This is a genomic window from Variovorax sp. GW821-FHT06D12 (assembly GCF_059419205.1).
In genome coordinates, this window is the sequence record NZ_JBWKRI010000011.1 from 48,624 (window position 1) to 68,395 (window position 19,772).

The 19,772-nt window shown below is 69.7% G+C and carries 20 protein-coding genes; 10 read left to right on the plus strand and 10 right to left on the minus strand.

Annotated features, from left to right (window positions below):
- Positions 1–18 precede the first annotated feature (18 nt).
- The 7 genes from AC07SQ_RS28290 (at position 19) to map (ending at position 5,716) form a co-directional block, all read left to right on the plus strand.
- Positions 19–1,026 (plus strand): Bug family tripartite tricarboxylate transporter substrate binding protein, encoded by a 1,008-nt coding sequence (locus tag AC07SQ_RS28290; RefSeq protein WP_492685306.1) that lies wholly within the window; start codon positions 19–21, stop codon positions 1,024–1,026.
- A 26-nt stretch (positions 1,027–1,052) separates the two neighbouring features.
- Complete coding sequence (locus AC07SQ_RS28295) at positions 1,053–1,718, plus strand: response regulator (RefSeq protein WP_062482520.1); 666 nt, start codon at positions 1,053–1,055, stop codon at positions 1,716–1,718.
- Positions 1,719–3,134, plus strand: a complete 1,416-nt coding sequence (locus AC07SQ_RS28300; RefSeq protein WP_495272996.1) for a sensor histidine kinase — start codon at positions 1,719–1,721, stop codon at positions 3,132–3,134.
- Positions 3,135–3,157: 23 nt separating this feature from the next.
- Positions 3,158–4,177: a Bug family tripartite tricarboxylate transporter substrate binding protein gene (locus AC07SQ_RS28305; RefSeq protein WP_495272995.1), complete on the plus strand. Its 1,020-nt coding sequence runs from the start codon at positions 3,158–3,160 to the stop codon at positions 4,175–4,177.
- 15 nt (positions 4,178–4,192) lie between these two features.
- A complete protein-coding gene (locus AC07SQ_RS28310) occupies positions 4,193–4,597 on the plus strand; it encodes a DUF6194 family protein (RefSeq protein WP_495272994.1) in 405 nt (134 codons plus the stop codon).
- A gap of 67 nt (positions 4,598–4,664) precedes the next feature.
- Positions 4,665–4,925 (plus strand): ParD-like family protein, encoded by a 261-nt coding sequence (locus AC07SQ_RS28315; RefSeq protein ID WP_495272993.1) that lies wholly within the window; start codon positions 4,665–4,667, stop codon positions 4,923–4,925.
- Entirely contained in the window at positions 4,925–5,716 is a 792-nt protein-coding gene (gene map, locus AC07SQ_RS28320; RefSeq protein ID WP_495272992.1) for a type I methionyl aminopeptidase, read from the plus strand. Before AC07SQ_RS28315 ends, map begins: the two co-directional genes overlap by 1 nt.
- A gap of 33 nt (positions 5,717–5,749) precedes the next feature.
- Here the strand turns inward: map and AC07SQ_RS28325 are convergent, their stop codons facing one another.
- The 6 genes from AC07SQ_RS28325 to AC07SQ_RS28350 form a co-directional block, all read right to left on the minus strand.
- Positions 5,750–6,724, minus strand: coding sequence for a Csu type fimbrial protein (locus tag AC07SQ_RS28325; RefSeq protein ID WP_369647528.1), 975 nt, complete (start codon positions 6,722–6,724; stop codon positions 5,750–5,752).
- Positions 6,712–9,036 carry a fimbria/pilus outer membrane usher protein gene (locus tag AC07SQ_RS28330; protein WP_495272991.1) on the minus strand — a complete coding sequence of 775 codons (2,325 nt, stop codon included), beginning with the start codon at positions 9,034–9,036 and terminating at the stop codon, positions 6,712–6,714. Before AC07SQ_RS28330 ends, AC07SQ_RS28325 begins: the two co-directional genes overlap by 13 nt.
- 25 nt (positions 9,037–9,061) lie before the next feature.
- A complete protein-coding gene (locus tag AC07SQ_RS28335) occupies positions 9,062–9,811 on the minus strand; it encodes a fimbrial biogenesis chaperone (RefSeq protein WP_495272990.1) in 750 nt (249 codons plus the stop codon).
- Positions 9,812–9,844: 33 nt separating this feature from the next.
- Complete coding sequence (locus AC07SQ_RS28340; protein ID WP_447743342.1) at positions 9,845–10,369, minus strand: Csu type fimbrial protein; 525 nt, start codon at positions 10,367–10,369, stop codon at positions 9,845–9,847.
- Between the two features lie 401 nt (positions 10,370–10,770).
- A complete protein-coding gene (locus AC07SQ_RS28345; protein ID WP_159277427.1) occupies positions 10,771–11,895 on the minus strand; it encodes a 3-deoxy-7-phosphoheptulonate synthase in 1,125 nt (374 codons plus the stop codon).
- Between the two features lie 146 nt (positions 11,896–12,041).
- Positions 12,042–12,683 (minus strand): hypothetical protein, encoded by a 642-nt coding sequence (locus tag AC07SQ_RS28350; protein WP_495272989.1) that lies wholly within the window; start codon positions 12,681–12,683, stop codon positions 12,042–12,044.
- A 199-nt stretch (positions 12,684–12,882) separates the two neighbouring features.
- On the opposite strand from AC07SQ_RS28350, the gene AC07SQ_RS28355 reads away from it, so the two are divergent.
- Positions 12,883–13,140, plus strand: coding sequence for a hypothetical protein (locus tag AC07SQ_RS28355; RefSeq protein ID WP_062475704.1), 258 nt, complete (start codon positions 12,883–12,885; stop codon positions 13,138–13,140).
- A complete protein-coding gene (locus AC07SQ_RS28360) occupies positions 13,125–13,556 on the plus strand; it encodes a hypothetical protein (protein WP_495272988.1) in 432 nt (143 codons plus the stop codon). Before AC07SQ_RS28355 ends, AC07SQ_RS28360 begins: the two co-directional genes overlap by 16 nt.
- A gap of 13 nt (positions 13,557–13,569) precedes the next feature.
- On the opposite strand, the gene AC07SQ_RS28365 is transcribed toward AC07SQ_RS28360, so the two are convergent.
- From AC07SQ_RS28365 to AC07SQ_RS28380, 4 genes are read right to left on the minus strand one after another with little or no spacing between them, the layout of a single operon-like run.
- Complete coding sequence (locus AC07SQ_RS28365; protein WP_495272987.1) at positions 13,570–14,799, minus strand: ROK family transcriptional regulator; 1,230 nt, start codon at positions 14,797–14,799, stop codon at positions 13,570–13,572.
- Positions 14,792–15,589, minus strand: a complete 798-nt coding sequence (locus AC07SQ_RS28370) for an ATP-binding cassette domain-containing protein (protein WP_095744828.1) — start codon at positions 15,587–15,589, stop codon at positions 14,792–14,794. The genes AC07SQ_RS28365 and AC07SQ_RS28370 overlap by 8 nt, the downstream gene beginning before the upstream one ends.
- Complete coding sequence (locus AC07SQ_RS28375) at positions 15,589–16,548, minus strand: ABC transporter permease (protein WP_369632305.1); 960 nt, start codon at positions 16,546–16,548, stop codon at positions 15,589–15,591. The genes AC07SQ_RS28370 and AC07SQ_RS28375 overlap by 1 nt, the downstream gene beginning before the upstream one ends.
- Before the next feature lie 29 nt (positions 16,549–16,577).
- Complete coding sequence (locus AC07SQ_RS28380; protein ID WP_495272986.1) at positions 16,578–17,591, minus strand: sugar ABC transporter substrate-binding protein; 1,014 nt, start codon at positions 17,589–17,591, stop codon at positions 16,578–16,580.
- A gap of 467 nt (positions 17,592–18,058) precedes the next feature.
- Here AC07SQ_RS28380 and aspT point away from each other — a divergent pair, with 467 nt between their 5' ends.
- Positions 18,059–19,747 carry an aspartate-alanine antiporter gene (gene aspT, locus AC07SQ_RS28385; protein WP_495272985.1) on the plus strand — a complete coding sequence of 563 codons (1,689 nt, stop codon included), beginning with the start codon at positions 18,059–18,061 and terminating at the stop codon, positions 19,745–19,747.
- The last annotated feature ends 25 nt before the right edge of the window (positions 19,748–19,772 follow it).

The following is a 19,772-nucleotide window of genomic DNA, read 5'->3' on the forward strand; positions in this document are numbered from 1 at the left end:
AAACACTGGAGACAAGCCATGTCCGACCGCTTCCCCACCGACGTTCCCCTGAGCCGCCGCCACTGGCTGCAAGCCGGCGGCGCCCTCACCCTCGGCGGCCTGCTGCCTTCGATGGCCTGCGCGCAAGATGCCTGGCCCAGCAAGTCGATCCGCTTCGTCGTGCCCTTCGCGCCGGGCGGCAGCTCGGAGATCGTGGCGCGTTCCACCGCCGCCGAGCTGTCGCGCACGCTGGGTCAGAGCGTGTTCGTGGACAACAAGCCCGGCGCGGCCGGCAACATCGCCATGAGCGAGGTGGCGCGCGCCACCGACCAGCACACGCTGATCCTCGGCCACATCGGCACGCTGGCCGTGAACCCCTACATCTTCGCCAAGCTGCCCTACGACGCGAACAAGGACTTCAAGCCCGTGAGCCTGCTGGCCAAGGTGCCCAGCCTCTACGTGGTACACCCCGACGTGCCGGCCAAGAACCTCAAGGAGTTCATCGCCTACGCCAAGAGCAAGCCCGGCAAGCTGAGCTACGGCTCGGCCGGCAACGGCAGCGCGGGCCACCTGGCCTTCGAGTACCTGAAGATGACGGCCGAAGTCTTCATGCTGCACGTGCCCTACCGCGGCACCGGCCCGATGGTGACCGACCTGCTCTCGGGCCGGCTCGACGCCTCGGCCATCGGCGCGGCGGCGATCATTCCGTTCATCAAGGCCGGCAAGGTGCGCTGCATCGCCACCGGCTCGGCCAAGCGCCTAGCGCAGCTGCCCGACGTGCCGACCGTGGCCGAGCAAGGCTTCCCCGGCTTCGAGATGACGCAGTGGTACGGCATGCTCGCGCCCGCCAGCATCACGCCCGCGCAGATGGCCAAGCTCTCGGCCGAAACGATGAAGGCCGTGAAGTCGCCCGACTCGATGCAGCGGCTCACGGCCGATGCGGCCGAGGCCGTGGGCGGCACGCCGGAGCAGTTCGCGCAGTTCATCACCGCCGAACAGAACCGCTGGCAGAAAGTGATCGCCCGGGCAAACATCAAGCCAGACTGATCGCCGCAGGCCCTAGCATCGGCGCCATGCGCATCCTGCTGGCCGAAGACGAACACACCCTGGGCACCTGGCTCTGCAAGGCGCTGGAGCATGCGGGCATCCAGGTCGAATGGGTGGACGACGGCCGGCTGGCCGACCGGGCGCTGCAGCAGCGCGACCACGACGCGCTGGTGCTCGACCTGGGCCTGCCCGGCATGGACGGTCACACGGTGCTGCAGCGGCTGCGCGAACGCGACCAGCGGCTGCCGGCGCTGATCCTCACGGCGCGCGACTCGCTGGACGAGCGCGTCGCCTCCCTCAACGCGGGCGCGGACGACTTCCTCGCCAAGCCCTTCGCGCTGGCCGAGCTGGAAGCGCGGCTGCACGCGCTGGTGCGCCGCGCGCGCGGCGTGGAGCATCCGCGCCTGGCCTGCGGGCCGCTGGTATACGACGGCGCACGCCGGCAGTTCACGCTGGGCGGCGAGGCGCTCGCCCTGTCGCCGCGCGAACAGGCCGTGCTGCGCGCGCTGGTGCAGCGCAGCGGCGAGCCGCTGTCGAAGCAGCAGATCCTCGACCGCGTGTTCTCCGACGACGACGAGGTGCACCTCGAAGCGATCGAGGTGCTGGTGTACCGGCTGCGCAAGCGGCTCGATGGCAGCGGCGTGCGCATCGTCACGCTGCGCGGCCTGGGCTACGTGCTGGAAGCGGACTGAGTGAGCGCGCTGCGCCGCTTCACCGACCGCCTGCGCCGCACCAGCCTGTGGCAGCGGCTCGCGCTGCTGCTGTTCCCCGCCCTGCTGCTGGTGACGGGCATCGAGCTGTGGATGACGCGGCACGACGCGCTGGCCGCCGCCAACGCGGCGTATGACCGCTCGCTACTGGGCGCACTCAAGTCGATCGACGCGAACATCTCCACGGCCTCGGGCGGGCTGTCGGTCGAGCTGCCGTACACGATGTTCGAGTTCTTCGAGCTCACGGCCAGCGGACAGGTGTTCTTTCGCGTCGCGACCTCCGACGGGCTGGTGGAGCTGGGCAGCGCCGACCTGCCCGCGCCGCCGGTCGAGCCGGCGATGGGCGTGCCGGCCTTCTACGACGCCACCTACTTCGGCGAGGCCGTGCGGCTCGCGGCCTACCGGCGCGACCTGGACCGCGCGCCGGCCGGCAGCACCGGGCGCAGCGTGCTGATCCAGGTCGGCGAGAGCACGCGCTCGCGCCAGGAGTTCACAAGCCGCTTCGTGCGCAGCGCCGCGCTGCGCGACGGGCTGATCCTCGCGATGCTGTTGTGCGGCACCGCGCTGGCGCTGGCGGCGGCGCTGCGGCCGCTGTCGCGGCTGGCGCGCGAGGTGCAGGCGCGCACGCCCGACGACCTCACGCGCATCGCCGAGACCGACCTGCCCGCCGAGGTGCGCCCGCTGGTCGCCGCCGTGAACCAGCAGATGGCGCGCACACAGGAACTGGTCGCACAACAACGGCAGTTTCTGGACGACGCCTCGCACCAGCTGCGCACGCACCTGACCACACTGCAGATGCAGGCCGACTACGCGCGCCGCGAGGACGACCCGACGCAGGTGCGCGCCGCGCTCGACGCGCTGGGCGCCGAGATCGGCCGCGCCACGCGCAGCGCGCAGCAGCTGCTGGCGCTGGGCCGCAGCGACACCGTGGCCGTGGCACCGGCCGACTTCGACACCGCCGAGCTGCTGCGCGAGGTGGCGGTCGACCTGCTGCCGCTGGCGCGCGCCAAGCGCATCGACCTGGGCATCCACACGCCCTCGCCCGAGCTGCACGCGGTGGGCGACCGCGGCCTGCTGCGCGAGGCGCTGAGCAACCTCGTGGCCAATGCCATCGCCTACACGCCGGCGGCCGGCACCATCACGCTCTTCGCGGCCGGCGACGCCGCGGGCTGGAGCCTCAACGTGGAGGACGACGGCCCCGGCCTGAGCGAGGACGAGCGCGCCACCTTGGGCCAGCGCTTCCGGCGCGGCGCGCGCGCGGACCAGGGCGGCTTCGGCCTCGGCCTGGCGATCGTGCGTTCCATCGCGCAGCGGCACCGTGGCGACTTGCGGCTGGAAGCGCGCGGCGCCGGCCCGGGCCTGCATGCCATCATCTGGTGGCCCCGGCCTGCGGGGTGAACCGCCGCCCTCCTTCTTCTTCGATGCCACGCCCCCTCGCCTTCACCCGTCGCCATGTGCTGCGCGCGCTGTCCGCGTGGCTCACGCCTGTCGCGCTGCAGGCGACGGCGGCCGCGGGCGATGTGTCCGAGGGCCCGGCGGAATGCGTGATTCCCGCCAAGGCCGGCGGCGGCTTCGCGCTGACCTGCGCGCTGGCGCGCGATGCGCTGCAGGCCGTGCGCCCCGCGCGCACGCCGCTCGCGCAGCGCTACCTGCCGGGCGGCATCGGCGCGGTGGCCTTCGACCGCATCGCGAGCGGCCAGCTCGGCGGGCCGGGCACGCTGGTTGCGTTCTCCAGCGGCTCGCTGCTCAACCTCGCGCAGGGCCGCTTCGGGCCGCACCCGCCCTCGGCCGTGCGCTGGATCGCCACGCTGGGCACCGACTACGGCGTGGTCGCCGTGCACCGCGACTCGCCCTACCGGCGCCTGCAGGACCTGATCGCCGCGCTGCGCCAGGACCCGTCGCGCGTGGTCTTCGGCGCGGGCGGTACGGTCGGCAGCCAGGACTGGGTGAAGGCCGCGCTGCTGGTGCGCGCGGCCGGCGGCGCGCCGAAGGCGATGCGCTTCGTGTCCTTCGAAGGCGGCGGCGATGCGCTGGGCGCGCTGCAGGGCAAGCACGTCGATGCGTTCCCCGGCGACGCCGCCGAGGCGCTGCAGGCCATCGCCGGCGGTGCGCCGCTGCGCCTGCTCGCGGTGCTGTCCGAAGCACGGCTGGGCGGCGCGCTCACCGGCGTGCCCACCGCGCGCGAGCAAGGCGCGGACATCGTCTGGCCGACCGTGCGCGGCGTCTACCTGAGCGCCAACGTGCCCGACGCCGCCGTGCGCGCCTGGACCGCCGCCTTCGCCGAGGCCACGGCTGCGCCGGGCTATGCGGCGCTGCGCGAACGGCACGGCCTTTATCCTTTCGCGCTCACCGGCGCCGCACTCGACGACTACGTGCAGGCGCGCATCAAGGCCTACCAGGCACTGGCCGACGAGCTCGGCCTGCGACGCTGGAAGCCTTGACCTCATCCAATCCCCATGACCGAAGACGACATCACCCAACACCTCATCGACATGCTCGGCGGCGGCCATTTCGAAGTGGCCGACGACAACACCTTCTTTTTCCACGGCGCGGACAACAAGTTCCCCTTCGTCACGATCGTGACGAAGGACAACGAGTTCGACAGCGCCTCGAAGCTGAACCGGCCCGGCGTGTTCCGCCTGAACGTCGGCGTGGGCAAGGACACCTTTCGCGCGCTGTTCGGCGAGCAGCCGCCAGTCGACATCGACTACACCGCAATCGACCGGCTGATGCCGCACCCGGTGTACGCCAAGATGTATTGGGTGAGCGTGATCAACCCGAGCGCCGCGACCTTCGAGACCGTGAAGCCGCTGCTGGCGGAAGCCCGCAACCTGCTGGTCACGCGGGACAAGAGCGCGTAGACCGGCTCCCAACACCCGACCACATGAAACGCATACAATCCATATACGTTTCATACAGAAGTGACCCATGGGCATCGTCAAGATTTCGGACCTGATGCACGAGAACCTGCGCGTGGCGGGCAACGCCCTGAGCCGGTCGATCAATGCGCAGGCAGAGCACTGGATGCGGGTCGGCATGCTGACCGAGATGCATCCCGACCTGGACTACCGGGAGGTCTGCCAGCTGCTGATCCAGGCCGAGCTCTCGGGCGGGCTGGACATTGCCGCGACAGTCACTGCGGCGCCACCCGGCAAGCCCCGCGCCCCCACGAACGGCAAGCAGCACTGATGGCACACGACGTTCCCCTCCGGTCGGCCGAAGAACTGGTGATGGCACGCCATGCCGCTCAGCTCGCGGCGCAGGTCCTGGCGATGATCGAGCCCCATGTCGTGCCCGGCGTGAGCACCGAAGCGCTCGACCGCCTCTGCCACGCACACATCGTGAAGGTGCAAGGCGCCATTCCCGCCAACGTGGGCTACCTGGGCTATCCGAAGACCATCCTCACCTCGGTGAACCAGGTGGTGTGCCACGGCATTCCCTCGGCCGACAAGATCCTGAAGGCGGGCGACATCGTCAACATCGACGTCGCCGTCAACAAGGATGGCTGGTTCGGCGACACCAGCCGCATGTTCTTCGTCGGTGCGCCCAGCGTGCTCGCGCGCCGGCTGGTGGAGACGACCTACGAAGCCCTGTGCGCCGGCATCCGCCAGGTGAAGCCCGGCGCGACGCTGGGCGACGTGGGCCACGCCATCCAGTCGGTCGCGCAGCGCGAGCACTTCAGCGTGGTGCGCGAATACTGCGGACACGGCATCGGCCGCATCTACCACGACGAACCGCAGGTGCTGCACTTCGGGCGGCGCGGAGCGGGCCTGGTGCTCGAGCCGGGCATGGTCTTCACCATCGAGCCGATGCTCAACGCGGGCCGCGCCGAAACGAAGCAGCTGGCCGACGGCTGGACCGTCGTGACCAAGGACCGCTCGCTGTCGGCGCAGTGGGAGCACATGGTGGCGGTGACGGCCGAGGGGTACGAGGTGCTGACGGCCTGGCCGGACGGCACGGGGACTTACGCGCCGATCTGATGCGCGGCCCGGCCCCGGGGCGATGGCGATTCTTCAGTAGGTCACGGTGACAGTGATCGTGTCGCTGTAGCTGCCCGGCGTCACATTGGTCTGGGCCGGCACCCGCCCATAGACCGGAATGCTGCTGCCGGGATTGCCGCTGCCGTCGACCGTGTCCGTGCCGACGGTGTTGCCCCAGCGCAGCGAACGCGCGGCATCGCGGTACAGCTCGTACTGGATGTAGTCACCGGTGCCGCCCGCCATGCGCCGCTGCGTCCCTGCCACGTTCACGCCATTGCTCAGTCCCACCTTCCAGGCGGTGCTGGGCGGACAGGCCATGGTGATGGCGGCCGTGCCGTTGACCGCGGCGCTGAGCGAGCTGGCACTGCCGAAGTCCAGGTCGGTGGCCGCCACGCTGACGGTGCAGGCGTTGGAATAGAGGGCCGTGACCTGCGTGTAGAAGTTCGTCCTGCCGATGTACTTGGCCGAACTCGCGGTGCAGCTGTCGGGCGCATTGCCGCTCTTCATGCCCCAGACGACCTCGGAGTTGTAGATGTTGGCCTGGTAGCTGCCCGCCGCCAGCGATTGCCCGGACGGCACGCGGCCATACAGCGGGATGTTCAACGCGACGTTGCCGCCGCTGGCCGGCAGCACGAAGGTGCCACCCGCGCTGGCGTAGGTGCCGCCGCCCGGCGGCGGGCCGACGATGCCGCTGCGGGCCGCGTCGGCGTAGATGTTGTAGGCCATCTGCGAACCGTTCCAGTTGGTCATGTAGCGCGGGGCGTAGCCGGCGATCTCGTTGCCCTGGGAGACGTACACGCAGTAGCTCAAGTACATGGTCTGGCCGGTGTCGTTCTGGCACGCGAAGCCGACCGTGGCGGTGGTGTCCGTCGCCGCCGACGCCGTCACGGTGCCGAAGGCGAAGCTCGGCTGGCTGGCGACCCAGCAGCTCGGGTCGGCATGCGCCGCGCCCATGCCCAGCAGCCACGAGAGCGCCAGCGCCAGTTTCACGAATCTCAACGTCCACATGTCAACCGCTCTTTCTGCAAACCACCGCCCTCGGGACGCCGCCAGTCGAACTGCGCCCGGCACACCGCGCCGTCGGGCGTGCGCACGGCCAGCGTGTTGCGCACGTCCAGCGTGTCCAGGTACACCCAGCCGTCGTAGCCCACCACCGCACCACCGCCGTCCTGGCCGTTCACCTGCACGCGGCTGCCCAGCGGCAACGGCTGGCCCTGCGCGTCCATCAATGCCACGTGGGCGGCCCGCACGGGCGTGATGCCGAAATGCGCCCGTGCGCCCGACCGGCCGGCCGGGGTGATGAGGCTCTCGGCGCGCTCGATGCGCACGTCGGCGGGCAGGTCCATCGGGTCGATCGCCAGCTTGTTGTTCTGGTAGGCGTTCACCGGCACGACCAGCAGCAGCCCGCGCGAGTTGGTCTGCCCCACCGGGCGATTCTCGAGCTTCACGGGCACGCCGGCCACGCCGTCGGTGTCCACCACCGCAAAGGCGTCGTCGATGCGCCGCGCGGCCAGCATCCCGCCGCCCATCAGCACCAGCGCACCGCTGGCGCCCGCATAGGCGTAGCGGCTGGCGCGGCCGCCGCCCATCTCGCTCACGCCGGCCTGCACGCGGCCGTAGGGGCCCAGGTAGTTGATTTCGGCCTGCCCGCCGGTCGTGCCACCGCCCGTGCGCGCGGTGGCGCGCCAGCCCCAGCCACCGTCGCCGAGGGGGGAGTGCTGCGCGCTGACGGTGCCCACGGTGCCCTGGTCGCCGCTGCGCTGCACGCCAGCGCTCACGCTGGTCTGCGCGTCCCACGACCAGCTCAGGCCGACGAAGATGCCGCGGTCGCTGCGCTTGTCCAGGTTCTGGTTCATGCCCACCGAGACCGAGGTCGTGCGCCCGATCGAACGGAACCAGTTCACGCTGGCGTAGCGCGACGCGTTCTGCCCGACCGGGCGCAGGTAGAGGTAGCTGACGCTGACGTTGCCCAGGCCGCCCATGTCGTAGCCCACGCTCGCGCTGGCGCTGCCCTTGGCCGGGGCCGCGCCGTAGGCCGTGGCCACGTCGCGGTAGTCGCCCTGGGTCCGCGAGCCGTTCAGGCCCACCGACAGGCGCTCCTGCCGCCACAGGTAACCCAGGCTGGTCTGCGTGCCGCTGCGGCTGCCGCCGGGGGTGTCGGCGTCGTGCCGGCTGCCTGCGAGCGCCGCCGACAGCGTGCCCGCGGCGCCCAGTTGCCACACGCCCCCGGCGCCGGCCAACGCCAGGCCGCGCGTCACTTCGCCATGCGCTTCCACCGTGAAGCTGTCGCTGAGGCCGCGGCGCCAGGTGCCGGTCAGCACCGGCTGCTTGCCGTAGTCGAAGGAGCGCAGGCCGTAGTTGCGACGCACCACGCCCAGGTCCACCGTCCAGTCGCTCAACCCGGGCGCCAGCAGGCGGCTGCTGTCGAAGAGCGAAAAGCTCAGCGTGGCGGCGCGGCCCAGCGCGTCGGTCACCACCACCTGCGCCGTGCCCGTGCTGTTGATGCGCGGCAGCGCGTTGAGCTGGAAGGGCCCCGCCGGCACCTGGCCGCTGTACTGGCGGATGCCGTCGATGAACAGTTCCACGTCCGAGGGCATCGTGGCCGAACCGATGAAGCTGGGCAGCGGCGCGGTCTGCCGGTAAGGCTGCAGGCCGAAGTCGCGCGACAGCTGGATGCCGCCGATGCGCGTGGCGCGCGACCAGGGCACGGCGCCGGTGAGCGTGTCGCCCACGCGCAGGGTGAGCATCCTGTCGGGGAAAGCCATGCTCCAGGTGCTGTCCATGCGCACGGACTGGTCCTTCCAGCCCTGGGTGTCGTGCGTGCGCTGCATCAGCCAGGTGGTGCTGAGCACGCTGGCGCCACGGAAGGCGCGCAGCTCGCCGAAGGCGCTCAGGCTGGCGCTGCCGCCCCTGCCCTGGGTGCCGTAGAGGTCGTAGTTCAGCAGCAGGCCGGTGGACGTGCTCAGGGGCTGCGCGGTGACTGCCGCCTGCCCCACCGTGGCCGTGGGCAGCTGCAGCATCGCCAGCGGTGCGGTCAGGCTCAGTTGCTGGCGCGCAGCGTCGTAGTCGGCCACCAGCCCGGGCAGGTCGCGCAGGGGCAGCCATTCGGCGCCGTTGTCGGGCAGGGAGAAACTCAGTTCGCGCAGCACCGCGCGGGAGGCCGACAAGGCCCCGGCCTGCAGGCGAAACGGGTGCAGCCCGCGCGCCATGCCGTTGAGGCTGACCTCCAGGTACAGCGTCATGGCCCCCGGCACGGACTGCGCGGCGGGCGCTGCGTGGGCGGGGAGCGTGGTCAGGGCCAGTGCAAACGGAGCCAGCAAGGCCCTCGCAGCGAACCCGGCCCGCTCAGCGCGCCAGCGGCGCGAGGTTGGCGTCCGTCGTTCTGCCATCGATCATGACCTGCCAGCGACCCGCGCCAGCCAGGGCGGCGGGCGACGTCTTCAGCGGCCAGCGCATGGTGGCGCCGGGCAGCACGTAGCCCAGCAAGCCGGTGTAGGCGGCGACGGCGCGGCCGTCCGCGCCGGTGAACACGAGGTCCGCCAGCTGGGCATGCACCCCGCCGCTGTTGCTGACTTCCAGCACGGCCTTGCCGTCCTCGCGCCGCAGGCTCCAGCGCAACTGCGCGGGGGCCGGCTCCGCCCCCGCCGGGGACACGAAGATGGGCAGCGAGTGCCGCATCACGAAGTTCAGGTTGCTCTTCTTGCCGTCCGCCGCAGTGCCCGCCGCCTGGGGCACGGGCAGCTCATCCACCAGCACGCGGTAGGCCTCTTCCGCCGGGCCCGCGGGCGGCGGGCCGTTGCGGATCACGCGCACCAGTTGCCGCCCGTCGGTGGGCAGCTGCAGCATGGGCGGGCTGACGACCAGTCCGTCCGCCGGCTCCATGCGGTCCTGCCCGTCGACCTGTGTCCAGCGGAAGACGCGGATCTGCGCGTCCAGCGGCGCCGTCCCCGTGTTGCTCAGCCAGAGCCCATCGCCCTGCCGGGTCGGCGCCAGGGTCAGGGTGACCGGCGAGACCTGCAGGCCGGCCGCCTGGACCGCACCGCCGCCAAGCAGGCATGCGCCCCACAGTCCGAGGATGGCAAGTGCACGTCTCACGATTCAGCTCTGGCTCGGTGATTCAGCTCTGGCTCAGTACGTGACCGTCACCGTGACGGTGTCGGCGTAGCTGTCCGGGGTGAAGTTGGCGTTGGTGTTCTTGGCGTAGACCGTGTGCGTGATCGCCGCACCGGTGCCCGTGCCGCCGACGACATTGGCGCCGGTGCCGGTGGTGTTGCCCCACACGGTGCTGTTGCCCGCGTTGGAGTACAGCGCGTAGGGCACCTTGTCGGTGTTGGTGGCCGAGTTGGCGACGGACGACATGGCACCCGTGCCGTCGGTGGTGCCGCCGTTGGTGGACGAAGGCAGCAGGCCGACGGTGTAGGGCGTGGTCTTGGAGCAGGTGACCGAGATGGTGTTGTTGCCCGTCTGGTTGGTGGCGGTGGGCTGCACGGTGGTGCCCAGGCTGATGTCGGAGGCGCTGCCGGCGGTCACCGAGCAGCTGCGCACGATGGTCATCTTGACCTGAAAGCTGGCACCGGCGGTGTCAGCCAGGGCCGAACCGGATGCGAAAACGAGGGTGGCGGTGGCCGCCGCGGCGACTGCGAGCTTGAGCATGAAAGCACTCCAAATGTAATCAATAAGACCTGACAGGTCGGTATTTTGTAATCATTTTGCATACGTTTTGACTACAAAGTGGCGCAAGGATGCCCCACAACCGGCTCGTTTGCCCTCGGATTCACGGCGCCTCGGCTCAAGTTTCGTGATCTAGTTCTCGTAACAATTGGAAAACTGTTTGCATTGTTTACATTTCCACCACAGTCAAAGCGCCCCCTGCCTCCGCGAAGTGGAGGCCTTGGTGCGGTCGATAGCGGGTGGGGAAGTGGTCGCAACAAGCGCAGGGCTTGGTGGCGCCCGAGGCTGCCCAGCCTCAGGAAGTCGATGCGGGCCGGCTCAAAGCGTTGCCCGGACCCGCCCGGGCGCAGGCGGCAGGGAGTCGCCCTGCCCCCTCGTCAGCCTCAGGCCTTGGCCAACCGCCGCCGCGCCTTCACCGCCGACGCCAGCCCCTCGAGCACCGGCACCGTCTGCGCAAAGCCGATGCAGGCATCGGTGATCGACACGCCGTGCTTCAGCGGCACGCCGGGCTTCAGGTCCTGGCGGCCTTCCTCGAGATGGCTCTCGATCATGATCCCGGTGATGCGCCGCTCGCCGGCCGCGATCTGCGCGGCCACGTCCTCGGCCACCACGATCTGGCGCTGGTGCTGCTTGCTGCTGTTGCCGTGCGAGACGTCGATCATCACTTGCGGGCGCAGGCCGTTGGCCAGCAGCGCCTCGCAGCTGGACGCGACATCCGCCGCCGAATAGTTGGGCGCCTTGCCGCCGCGCAGGATCACGTGGCAGTCGTCGTTGCCGCGCGTCTCGAAGATCGCGGCCATGCCCATCTTGGTCATGCCCATGAAGGCATGCGGCGCACGCGCCGCGAGGATGGCGTCGGCCGCCACCTTCACGCTGCCGTCGGTGCCGTTCTTGAAACCGACCGGGCAGCTCAGGCCCGAGGCCAGCTGCCGATGGCTCTGGCTCTCGGTGGTGCGCGCGCCGATGGCGCCCCAGGCGATCAGGTCGGCAATGAACTGCGGGCTCAAGAGGTCGAGGAACTCGGTGCCGGTCGGCAGGCCCAGCGTGGTCAGCTCCAGCAGCAGGCGCCGCGCGCGCTCCAGGCCTTCGTTGATGGCAAAGCTGCCGTCCAGGTGCGGGTCGTTGATGTAGCCCTTCCAGCCGACGGTGGTGCGCGGCTTCTCGAAGTAGGCGCGCATCACGATGAGCAGGTCGTCCTGCAGCGAATCGGCCACCTTCTTCAGGCGCTGCGCGTACTCGATGGCCTGGTCGTGGTCGTGGATGGAACACGGGCCGACCACCACGACCAGCCGGTCGTCGCGGCCGTGCAGCACGTCGGCGATGGCCGCGCGGCTGCCTTCGACCAGCGCCAGCGTGTTGTCGCGCACGGGCACGCGCTCCTGCAGCAGCGCGGGGGTCATGAGGGGACGCACGGCGCCGATGCGCACGTCGTCGATGCGGGTGGTGTCGAGGGTGCTGTCGCGGGAGCCGACTTCGGCGTCGTGGCGGGGGTCGTCGAGGCGGGACATGATCGTGGAATGCTGTGATGTCGAGGGGGTTGCTTCGATTGTCCCCCAGCGCGCCCTCCTCCCCGGCTCAGGCCGCCTTCAGGAACACGTCGGGGTCCGTCGCGGCCTGCAACGGCCGCTGGCCTCACAGGACAAAAGCCAGGCGATCACGCCGACGAACGCGACAGCGTCGCCAACTTCTTCCTCGCGCTCTGCAAGAGGCCGACCTTCTCGACGGGCAGCGGCGCCTTCGTATCCCCGGGCTTGATGATCTCGAGCGCCGCGGGTTTCGGCATGAGCGCATCGCGCGGCGTGAGGCCGTTGAACTTCGCGTTCGAGATGACGTGCACCTTCAGGTGACGGTGGATGTTCTTCGAGAGCTTCCGACAGGCGGCCGCCAGGGTGGCTTCGTCGGGCATCGACTGGCCATGCACGACGAGCAGCTCCAGGGTGCCGTCTTCGTCCTCCGCGAGCACGAAGGCGCGCACGACCGAGGCCTTGAACTTGCCGCGCAACATCGCGCGAACCGGCTCGGCCGCGGCAAACGACTTGAGCGCGATGTTGCGCAGTTCGTCGTGGAAGATGAACGCGCGGTCGATCGAGAAGGTCTCGGCCTCCTCGGCCTTCGGCTTTTGCTTCTTCAGGATGCCGCTGCCGACGAGGTGCGCCAAGGTGCGCTCCGCATCGGCCGTGTCGAGCTTCGAGCGATGGGCCAGCTCGCTGGAAGACAAGGGTTGTTGGGGCGCCGCGTAGGCGACCATCAAGAGCTTTTGCACCTCGGGGGCGAAAAGAAAATCTGCTGCACTCATTTCGCGGTTCTCTAGTTCTCTGCTTCTGTGGGGTTCTCTACAAGCGGGTTGCATTATCGAGAGCGCCCCGCTTCCCGTGCGATGCGGCTTTCTCCACGGCGTTTTCGCGGCGGATTCCGTCACCGCGCATGGCGCCGGCCTACAGCGGAGCCCGGCGCTCACCGGTAAGAACGGCTGAACACGACAAGGAGCTTCAGCCATGGACCTGAAACAGACGATCGACAAGATCAAGCAGGTGGATGCGGCGCGCGCCGACTACCCCGGCGAACACCTCGTCGTGCTCGGCGCCGGCGTGCTGCTGTTGCTGGCCGCGGGCCGCAGCCGGTCGTTCCTGATGCGAGTCGTCGCGGGCGCCGCCGGCGGCGCGCTGATCGGCCGGGCGGCGAGCGGCACCGGCGGCATCGCGAAGCTGGCCGGCGTGTTGCAGAACGGAGGCCTGGCATGGCCGCGGCGCTGACCCCGCGGGCCGGCGACCCCCGGCGGTACTGGGCCCCGTGCCTGGGCGTGGCGCTGGTGGCGATGTCGCTCTTCTATGTGACCTTGAAAGACCTGGTGCACGAGAGCGCGGCGCGTGCTGCGCTCCTGACCACGGCAGTCGTTCCGGTCGAGGCCGAGCCCGACAGATCGGCCGCCCGCGAAACGCTCCCGGATGCGGTGACCCGCGCATCCAAGGAACCTGCCACGCTGAAGAACACGCACTTCGAGCCCCCAGTGATCGCTCCCGCAGCCAAGTCCGTGCCTGCCGTCGTCGAGGTGCACAAGTGCGTCACGCCCGAGGGCGATGCGGCCTACTCCGACGGGCCGTGCCCCGAGGGCGCACGCGCGAGCACGCTGCGGTTGCCGCGCGACCTGCACGCCTCGGCGAGTTCCTGAGCTCTTGAACGGCTCACCCCGCCTTCAAGAACACATCGTGGTCCGGCGCAAAGTTGGCGTGCAGCGGCAGCATCGCGCCGCCGAGCGCGCAGGCCTGCGCCCCCGCCCTGCCCCCATGCAGCTGCGGCGCCCACAGGCCTTCCCAGTTGCACTGCGCGAGCGCCGCGCGGGTCTGCACCAGCAGCGCGTCGAGCAGCGCGCGCGACATCGAGCCGTCCATCACCACGTCGGCCAGGTCGAGCACGGCCGTGCTGCTGACGATGGCATGCGCCAGCGCCCGCGACGCGCTGCCGAGCCAGGCCTGCGTGGCCGCGGCGAACGGCGCTTCGAGCGCGCGGTCGTCGTAGGCCGCCGTGGCGTCGAGGCCTTCGGCGCGCAGGCGCTGCTCCAGCTCCCACAGCGACGCCTCGGCCACCACCTGCGTCGACAGGCCTTCGGAGGGCTTCTCGGTGCGCATCGGGATCGACGCGAGCGCGCCCGCATTGCCGTGCGCGCCGGTGTGCAGGTGCGAGTTGATGACCAGCCCGCCGCCCACGAAGGTGTCGACGAAGATGTAAAGAAAGCTCTTGAGGTCGTGCCCGCGCCCGGTCACCAGCTCGGCCACGCAGGCCGCCACGGTGTCGCGGGCGAAGCCCACGGGCACGTCGGTGCGCGCGCGCACCTCGGCCAGCAGGTCCATCTGGTTCCACTCGTCCGACTGCGCCTTCGACAGCCCCAGCGTGCGGTGCCAGCCGCCGAGCTGGAACGGCGCCGCCAGCCCCGCGCCCACGTTGCGCGCGGCCAGCGGCCCGAGCCCGTCGCGCAGCCGGTGGATGTGCTCGGCGATCACGGGCAGCAGCGCCGCGGCGTCCGGAAATTCGTAGCGGATCGCGTGGTGCTCGCGCACCCGCGCCGCGAAATCGATCAGCAGCCACTCGGCGCCGCGCCGCCCGAGCTTGACGCCGATGGCAAAGGCGCCGTCGGGGTTCAGTGCCAGCGGCACCGAGGGCTGGCCGATGCGCCCGCGCACGCGGCTTTGCTTGACGATGAGGCCGTCGTCCTCGAGCCGCGCGGTGATGAGGCCGATGGTCTGCGCGCTCAGGCCCGTGAGCCGCGCGAGATCGGCCTTGGGCAGGCTGGTGTGCACGCGCAGCGCCTGCAGCACCACGCGCTCGTTGAACTGGCGCATGCCCACCTGGTTGGAGCCGCGCGGACGCAGCAGCGCCGAAGGGCGTTCAACGATGTCGATGTCGGTATCAGGCATGCGCCTCCGCAGGCAACTGGTCGGCGGTCATGGCACCGGTCATCACGGCCACGGTGTCGCTCATGCTGATCTTCTTCGGATTGAGCACGGCCGCGCGCCTGCCCAGGCGCGCCACGTGGATGCGGTCGGCCACCTCGAACACGTGCGGCATGTTGTGGCTGATGAGCACCACGGGCAGGCCGCGCTCGCGCACGCGGCGGATCAGCTCGAGCACCATGTTGCCCTCCTTCACGCCGAGCGCGGCGGTGGGCTCGTCCATGATGACCACGTGCCGCGCGAAGGCCGCGCTGCGCGCCACGGCCACGCACTGGCGCTGGCCGCCCGAGAGCGTTTCGACGGCCTGCGTCATCGACTGGATGCCGACCTTCAGGTCGGCCATGCGCGCCGTGCTTTCGAGCAGCATCTTCTTCTTGTCGAGCATGCGCAGCACGTTGCCCAGGAAGCCGGGGCGGCGCAGTTCGCGGCCGAGAAAGAGGTTCTCGTAGATGGTCATCGCGGGCGCGACGGCGAGGTCCTGGTAGACCGTCTCGATGCCGGCGCGGCGTGCATCGAGCGGGTTGCGGAAATGCACCGGCGCGCCGTCGAGCAGGATCTGGCCTTCGTCGGGCACGATGGCGCCCGACAGCGCCTTGATGAGCGACGACTTGCCCGCGCCGTTGTCGCCGATCACCGCGAGGATCTCGCCTTCGCGCAGCTCGAAGTCGACGCCGTCGAGCGCCGTGACCTGGCCGTAGCGCTTCACCAGGCCCTTGGCCTGCATCACGATCTTGGGATTGGCCACGGTGTTCATCAGCGGGCTCCCTTGCGCGAGAGCTGATCGGCCGCCACCGCCAGGATCACGAGCACGCCCGTCACCAGCACCTGGTAGATCGACGACACGCCCATCAGCGTGAGTCCGTTGCGGAACACGCCCACGATGAGCACGCCGATGAGCGAACCCAGCACGATGCCACGCCCGCCGAAGAGGCTGGTGCCGCCGAGCACCACGGCGGTGATGGCGTCGAGGTTTTCGGTCTGGCCCGCGTTCGGGTCGCCCACGCCGGTGCGCGCCACCGACAGCAGCGAGGCGATGCCGTAGAACACGCCCGCCGCCACGTACACCGCGAGCAGCACGCGCTGTGTCGGAATGCCCACCAGCCGCGTGGCCTCGGCGTTGTTGCCGATCGCGTAGACATGCCGGCCGGCCGCCGTCTCGCGCAGCACGAACCACGCGAGCGCATAGAGCGCCAGCATGAGCACCGACCCCCACGCCACCTCGGCGCTGCCGATGGTGAAGGTGGTGCCCAGGCCCGTGAGGCCGGCGGGCAGGTCGGTGATGGTCTGCGAGGACGAGTACAGCTGCGTGATCGCGAACGCGATGTTCAGCGTGCCCAGCGTCACGATGAAGGGCGGCAGCTTGATGCGCGTGACCAGCAGGCCGTTGAGCAGGCCGAACAGCGTCGTCACGCCGATGCCGCACAGGATGGCCACCGGCACCGGCAGGCCGAGCTCGGTGGCGAACTTCGTCATGATGATCCCGCCCAGCGCCATCACCATGCCGCACGACAGGTCGATGCCGGCCGTGAGGATGATCAGCGTCTGGCCGATGGCGATCACGCCCACCACCATCACCTGCTGCAGGATCAGCGACAGGTTGCCGCCCGTGAGAAAACGCTCGGACTGCGTCGCAAAGAAGATGCAGGCGCCGAGCAGGGCCAGCCACGGCCCGAGGGCGCCCCACGGGATGTGGTGCGTCGGAGATTTCGCCATCGGTGTGCCTCCCTATAGACCGGGGCCGTTTACTTCTTGCCCCAGCACAGCTCGGTGCCGGTCTTGGTGTCCTTGCTGTCGACGCCGGCCACGCTCTTGCCGGCGATGAGCGTCACGCCGGTGTCGACGTAGCCCGAGGCCTTCTTGCCGGTCTTGGCGAATTCGACGCCCGCGGCCACGCCCATGGCGGCCATCTTCAGCGGGTACTGCTGCGAGGTCGCGGCGATGATGCCGGCGGCCGTGTCCTTGATGCCCTGGCAGCCGCCGTCGACCGAGACGATCATCACGCCCTTCTCCTTGCCCGCACGCTTGAGCGCGTTGTAGGCACCGGCCGCGGCGGGCTCGTTGATGGTGTAGACCAGGTTCACGTCGGGCGCCTTCTGCAGGCAGTTCTCCATCACGGTCTGCGCCTTGGCCTGGTCGCCGAAGCTGTCGGCCATGCAGACGATCTCGGGCGACTTCGACAGCTCGTTCGACTTGGCGTCGTTGGCCGCCAGCCCGAAGCCCTTCATGAAGCCGTTGTGGCGCTGCGCGCCCACGGGGTGGCCCGGCAGCAGGTCGAGCGCGACGATCTTCGGCGTCTTGCCGGCCATCGCGGCCTTGGCGTATTCGCCGATGAGCACGCCGGCCGTGTAGTTGTTGGTGGCGAAGAGCGCGTCGGTGGCGTCCGGCGGATCGGCCGGGCTGTCCAGCGCGATCACCTGCACGCCCTTGTCGCGCGCTTTCTTGATGGCCGGCACGATGGCCTTGGCGTCGCTGGGCGTGATGAGGATGGTCTTGGCGCCGGCGGCGATCATGTTTTCCATCGCGGTGATCTGACCCGCGTTGTCGCCGTCGGCCTTGCCCGCGCCCGAGAGCAGCTTGGCGCCGAGCTTCTTGGCCTCCTCCTGCGCGCCCTCTTTCATCTTCACGAAGAAGGGGTTGGTCTCGGTCTTGGTGACCAGGCCGATGACGGGCGGGTCGGCGGCCAGGGCCGTGGACGTGGCCGATGCGGCCAGGGCCAGGATGGCCAGGGCGGGAACGAAGCGCGGGCTGATGAACATGAGGTTGTCTCCTTCAGGGGGGCGGGCGCACAGCGCCTGCCGTGCTTGCTATGGAACCGGATGACGACCCGTCAACGAGCGGGAAGGCATTCGGACGAGGGGGACTATCGAGCAGTCGACCGACTAAATCAAGCAACTTGAGTTATCGAAAACCCGAGGCCGGACAGGTTCGTGCGGTCAGAGCTGACTGCGACGGAGGATTCCGTGCAGCGCGTAATTTGTAATTCAAACGGCCTCGTTTCTATTGCCGCTCGCTCAATTCTTTTCTGATTTTGACAATTGTCATGGATGTTGATTTATCGTCATCGAAGATGCAAAGAATCGGCAATTCGCAGAACGAAAAATAAAGTTTTCGCTGGAGCCCCACCACTCGCCAGCCGTTGATGCCAATGGATGCAGTGCTCCTTTTTTCGTTGCGATCCGCCGACCCGCTCGAATGAACAAATAACCCGGAGGGATCGCGGCAGATGTTCGGCCACCTTGTGGAAATACTCAGAAACAGTCCGGAGATCGCATTGTTTCTGGTGCTGTGCATCGGCTACGCGGTGGGCCAGATCCGTTTCGGCCCGATCCAGCTCGGCGGCATCTGCGGCACGCTGATTGCCGCGCTGGTGGTCGGCCAGCTGGGCATCCGGCTCGACGACAGCGTGAAGAACGTGTTCTTCATGCTCTTCATCTTTGCGCTCGGCTACGCGGGCGGTCCGCAGTTCTTCGCCAACCTCGACGCCAAGGGCCTGCGGCTGGGCCTGCTGTGCCTGGTCGAGGTGGTGGTGGTGCTCGCGCTGGTGCTCGGCGCCACCGTGCTGCTGTCGCTCGACCGCGGCACGGCCGCCGGGCTGATGGCGGGCGCGGCCACCGAATCGGCGGTGGTGGGCACGGCGACCGACGCGATCTCGAAGCTATCGCTCCCCGCCGCCGAGATCGCGCAGCTGCAGGCCAACGTGGTCACGGCCTACTCCATCACCTACGTCTTCGGGCTGATCGCCATCGTGGTGGTCACGAGCCAGGTGTTTCCGCTGCTGCTGCGCGTGAACCTGCGCGCCGAAGCCGACAAGCTCTGGAAGACCATGGGCGGCGGCGTCGACGATCCGGACGCCGCCAGCGCCACGCCCGAGATGGTCGGGCGCGTGTTCCGCGTCACCGTGGGACGCGGCCGCTCGGTCGGCGAGCTGACGTCGATCCTCGGGCGGCAGGCCAGCATCGAGCGCGTGGTGCGCGACGGCCAAAGCCTCGCGGTCGAGCCCGACTTGCACCTGCGCGTGGGCGACCAGGTGCTGGCCATCGGCCGGCGCAGCGCGCTCGTCAACGTGGGCGAGCTGCTGGGCCGCGAGTTCGCCGACACCACCGCCTTCGACACCGTGGTCGAGACCACCGAGGTCGTCGCCAACCGCCGCGAATGGTTCGGCCGCGGGCTGCGCATGCTGGAAAACGAGTTGCCGTCCGCCGTGCAGGTGATCGGCGTGGCGCGCGACGGCCACGCCATGCCGCTCGTGAACGACCTCACGCTGCAGCGCGGCGACGTGCTCCAGCTCTACGGCCCGGCGCCCGAGGTGGCGAGCGCCATCGTGCAGGTCGGCGACCGCGTGATCGCCTCCACGCGCAGCAACATCAGCTTCGCCGCCGCGGGCATCTTGCTGGGCGTGTTCATCGGCAGCTTCAGCGCGAAGCTCGGCGGCATTCCGTTTTCGCTCGGCACCGGCGGCGGTGCGCTGCTCACGGGGCTGGCCTTCGGCTGGTACCAGTCGAAGCACCCGCACCGCCTGAGCGTGCCGGCCGACGCGCTGGCGCTCATGAAGGACCTGGGCCTGGCCACCTTCATCGCCTGCGTGGGCCTGGCCTCGGGGCCGCAGGCGCTGGCCCTGGTCCAGAAGTTCGGCGTTGCGCTGCCGCTGGTCGGCATCGCCGTCGCGGTGGTGCCGGCCAGCATCTCGCTGTTTGTCGGCCACCGCCTGCTCAAGCTCGAGGCGCCCGTGCTGCTGGGCGCCATCGCCGGCCAGCAGTGCAGCACGCCCGCGCTCAGCGCGGTGCAGAACGCCGCGGGCAACGCCACGCCGCTGCTGGGCTACACGATCACCTACGCCATCTCGAACGTCGTGCTGCCGCTGATGGGCCCGCTGATCGTGGCCCTGGCCGGCCTGGTGCAGCACGCGAAATAGAACGACCCGATGCCCCACGGCCTTC

Bases quoted from the DNA above. Each gene is read 5' to 3' on its own strand.
- AC07SQ_RS28290 (WP_492685306.1), top strand. From the start codon at position 19: ATGTCCGACCGCTTCCCCACCGACGTTCCCCTGAGCCGCCGCCACTGG.
- AC07SQ_RS28295 (WP_062482520.1), top strand. From the start codon at position 1,053: ATGCGCATCCTGCTGGCCGAAGACGAACACACCCTGGGCACCTGGCTC.
- AC07SQ_RS28305 (WP_495272995.1), top strand. From the start codon at position 3,158: ATGCCACGCCCCCTCGCCTTCACCCGTCGCCATGTGCTGCGCGCGCTG.
- AC07SQ_RS28310 (WP_495272994.1), top strand. From the start codon at position 4,193: ATGACCGAAGACGACATCACCCAACACCTCATCGACATGCTCGGCGGC.
- AC07SQ_RS28315 (WP_495272993.1), top strand. From the start codon at position 4,665: ATGGGCATCGTCAAGATTTCGGACCTGATGCACGAGAACCTGCGCGTG.
- map (WP_495272992.1), top strand. From the start codon at position 4,925: ATGGCACACGACGTTCCCCTCCGGTCGGCCGAAGAACTGGTGATGGCA.
- AC07SQ_RS28325 (WP_369647528.1), bottom strand. From the start codon at position 6,724: ATGTGGACGTTGAGATTCGTGAAACTGGCGCTGGCGCTCTCGTGGCTG.
- AC07SQ_RS28340 (WP_447743342.1), bottom strand. From the start codon at position 10,369: ATGCTCAAGCTCGCAGTCGCCGCGGCGGCCACCGCCACCCTCGTTTTC.
- AC07SQ_RS28345 (WP_159277427.1), bottom strand. From the start codon at position 11,895: ATGTCCCGCCTCGACGACCCCCGCCACGACGCCGAAGTCGGCTCCCGC.
- AC07SQ_RS28350 (WP_495272989.1), bottom strand. From the start codon at position 12,683: ATGAGTGCAGCAGATTTTCTTTTCGCCCCCGAGGTGCAAAAGCTCTTG.
- AC07SQ_RS28355 (WP_062475704.1), top strand. From the start codon at position 12,883: ATGGACCTGAAACAGACGATCGACAAGATCAAGCAGGTGGATGCGGCG.
- AC07SQ_RS28360 (WP_495272988.1), top strand. From the start codon at position 13,125: ATGGCCGCGGCGCTGACCCCGCGGGCCGGCGACCCCCGGCGGTACTGG.
- AC07SQ_RS28365 (WP_495272987.1), bottom strand. From the start codon at position 14,799: ATGCCTGATACCGACATCGACATCGTTGAACGCCCTTCGGCGCTGCTG.
- AC07SQ_RS28370 (WP_095744828.1), bottom strand. From the start codon at position 15,589: ATGAACACCGTGGCCAATCCCAAGATCGTGATGCAGGCCAAGGGCCTG.
- AC07SQ_RS28375 (WP_369632305.1), bottom strand. From the start codon at position 16,548: ATGGCGAAATCTCCGACGCACCACATCCCGTGGGGCGCCCTCGGGCCG.
- AC07SQ_RS28380 (WP_495272986.1), bottom strand. From the start codon at position 17,591: ATGTTCATCAGCCCGCGCTTCGTTCCCGCCCTGGCCATCCTGGCCCTG.
- aspT (WP_495272985.1), top strand. From the start codon at position 18,059: ATGTTCGGCCACCTTGTGGAAATACTCAGAAACAGTCCGGAGATCGCA.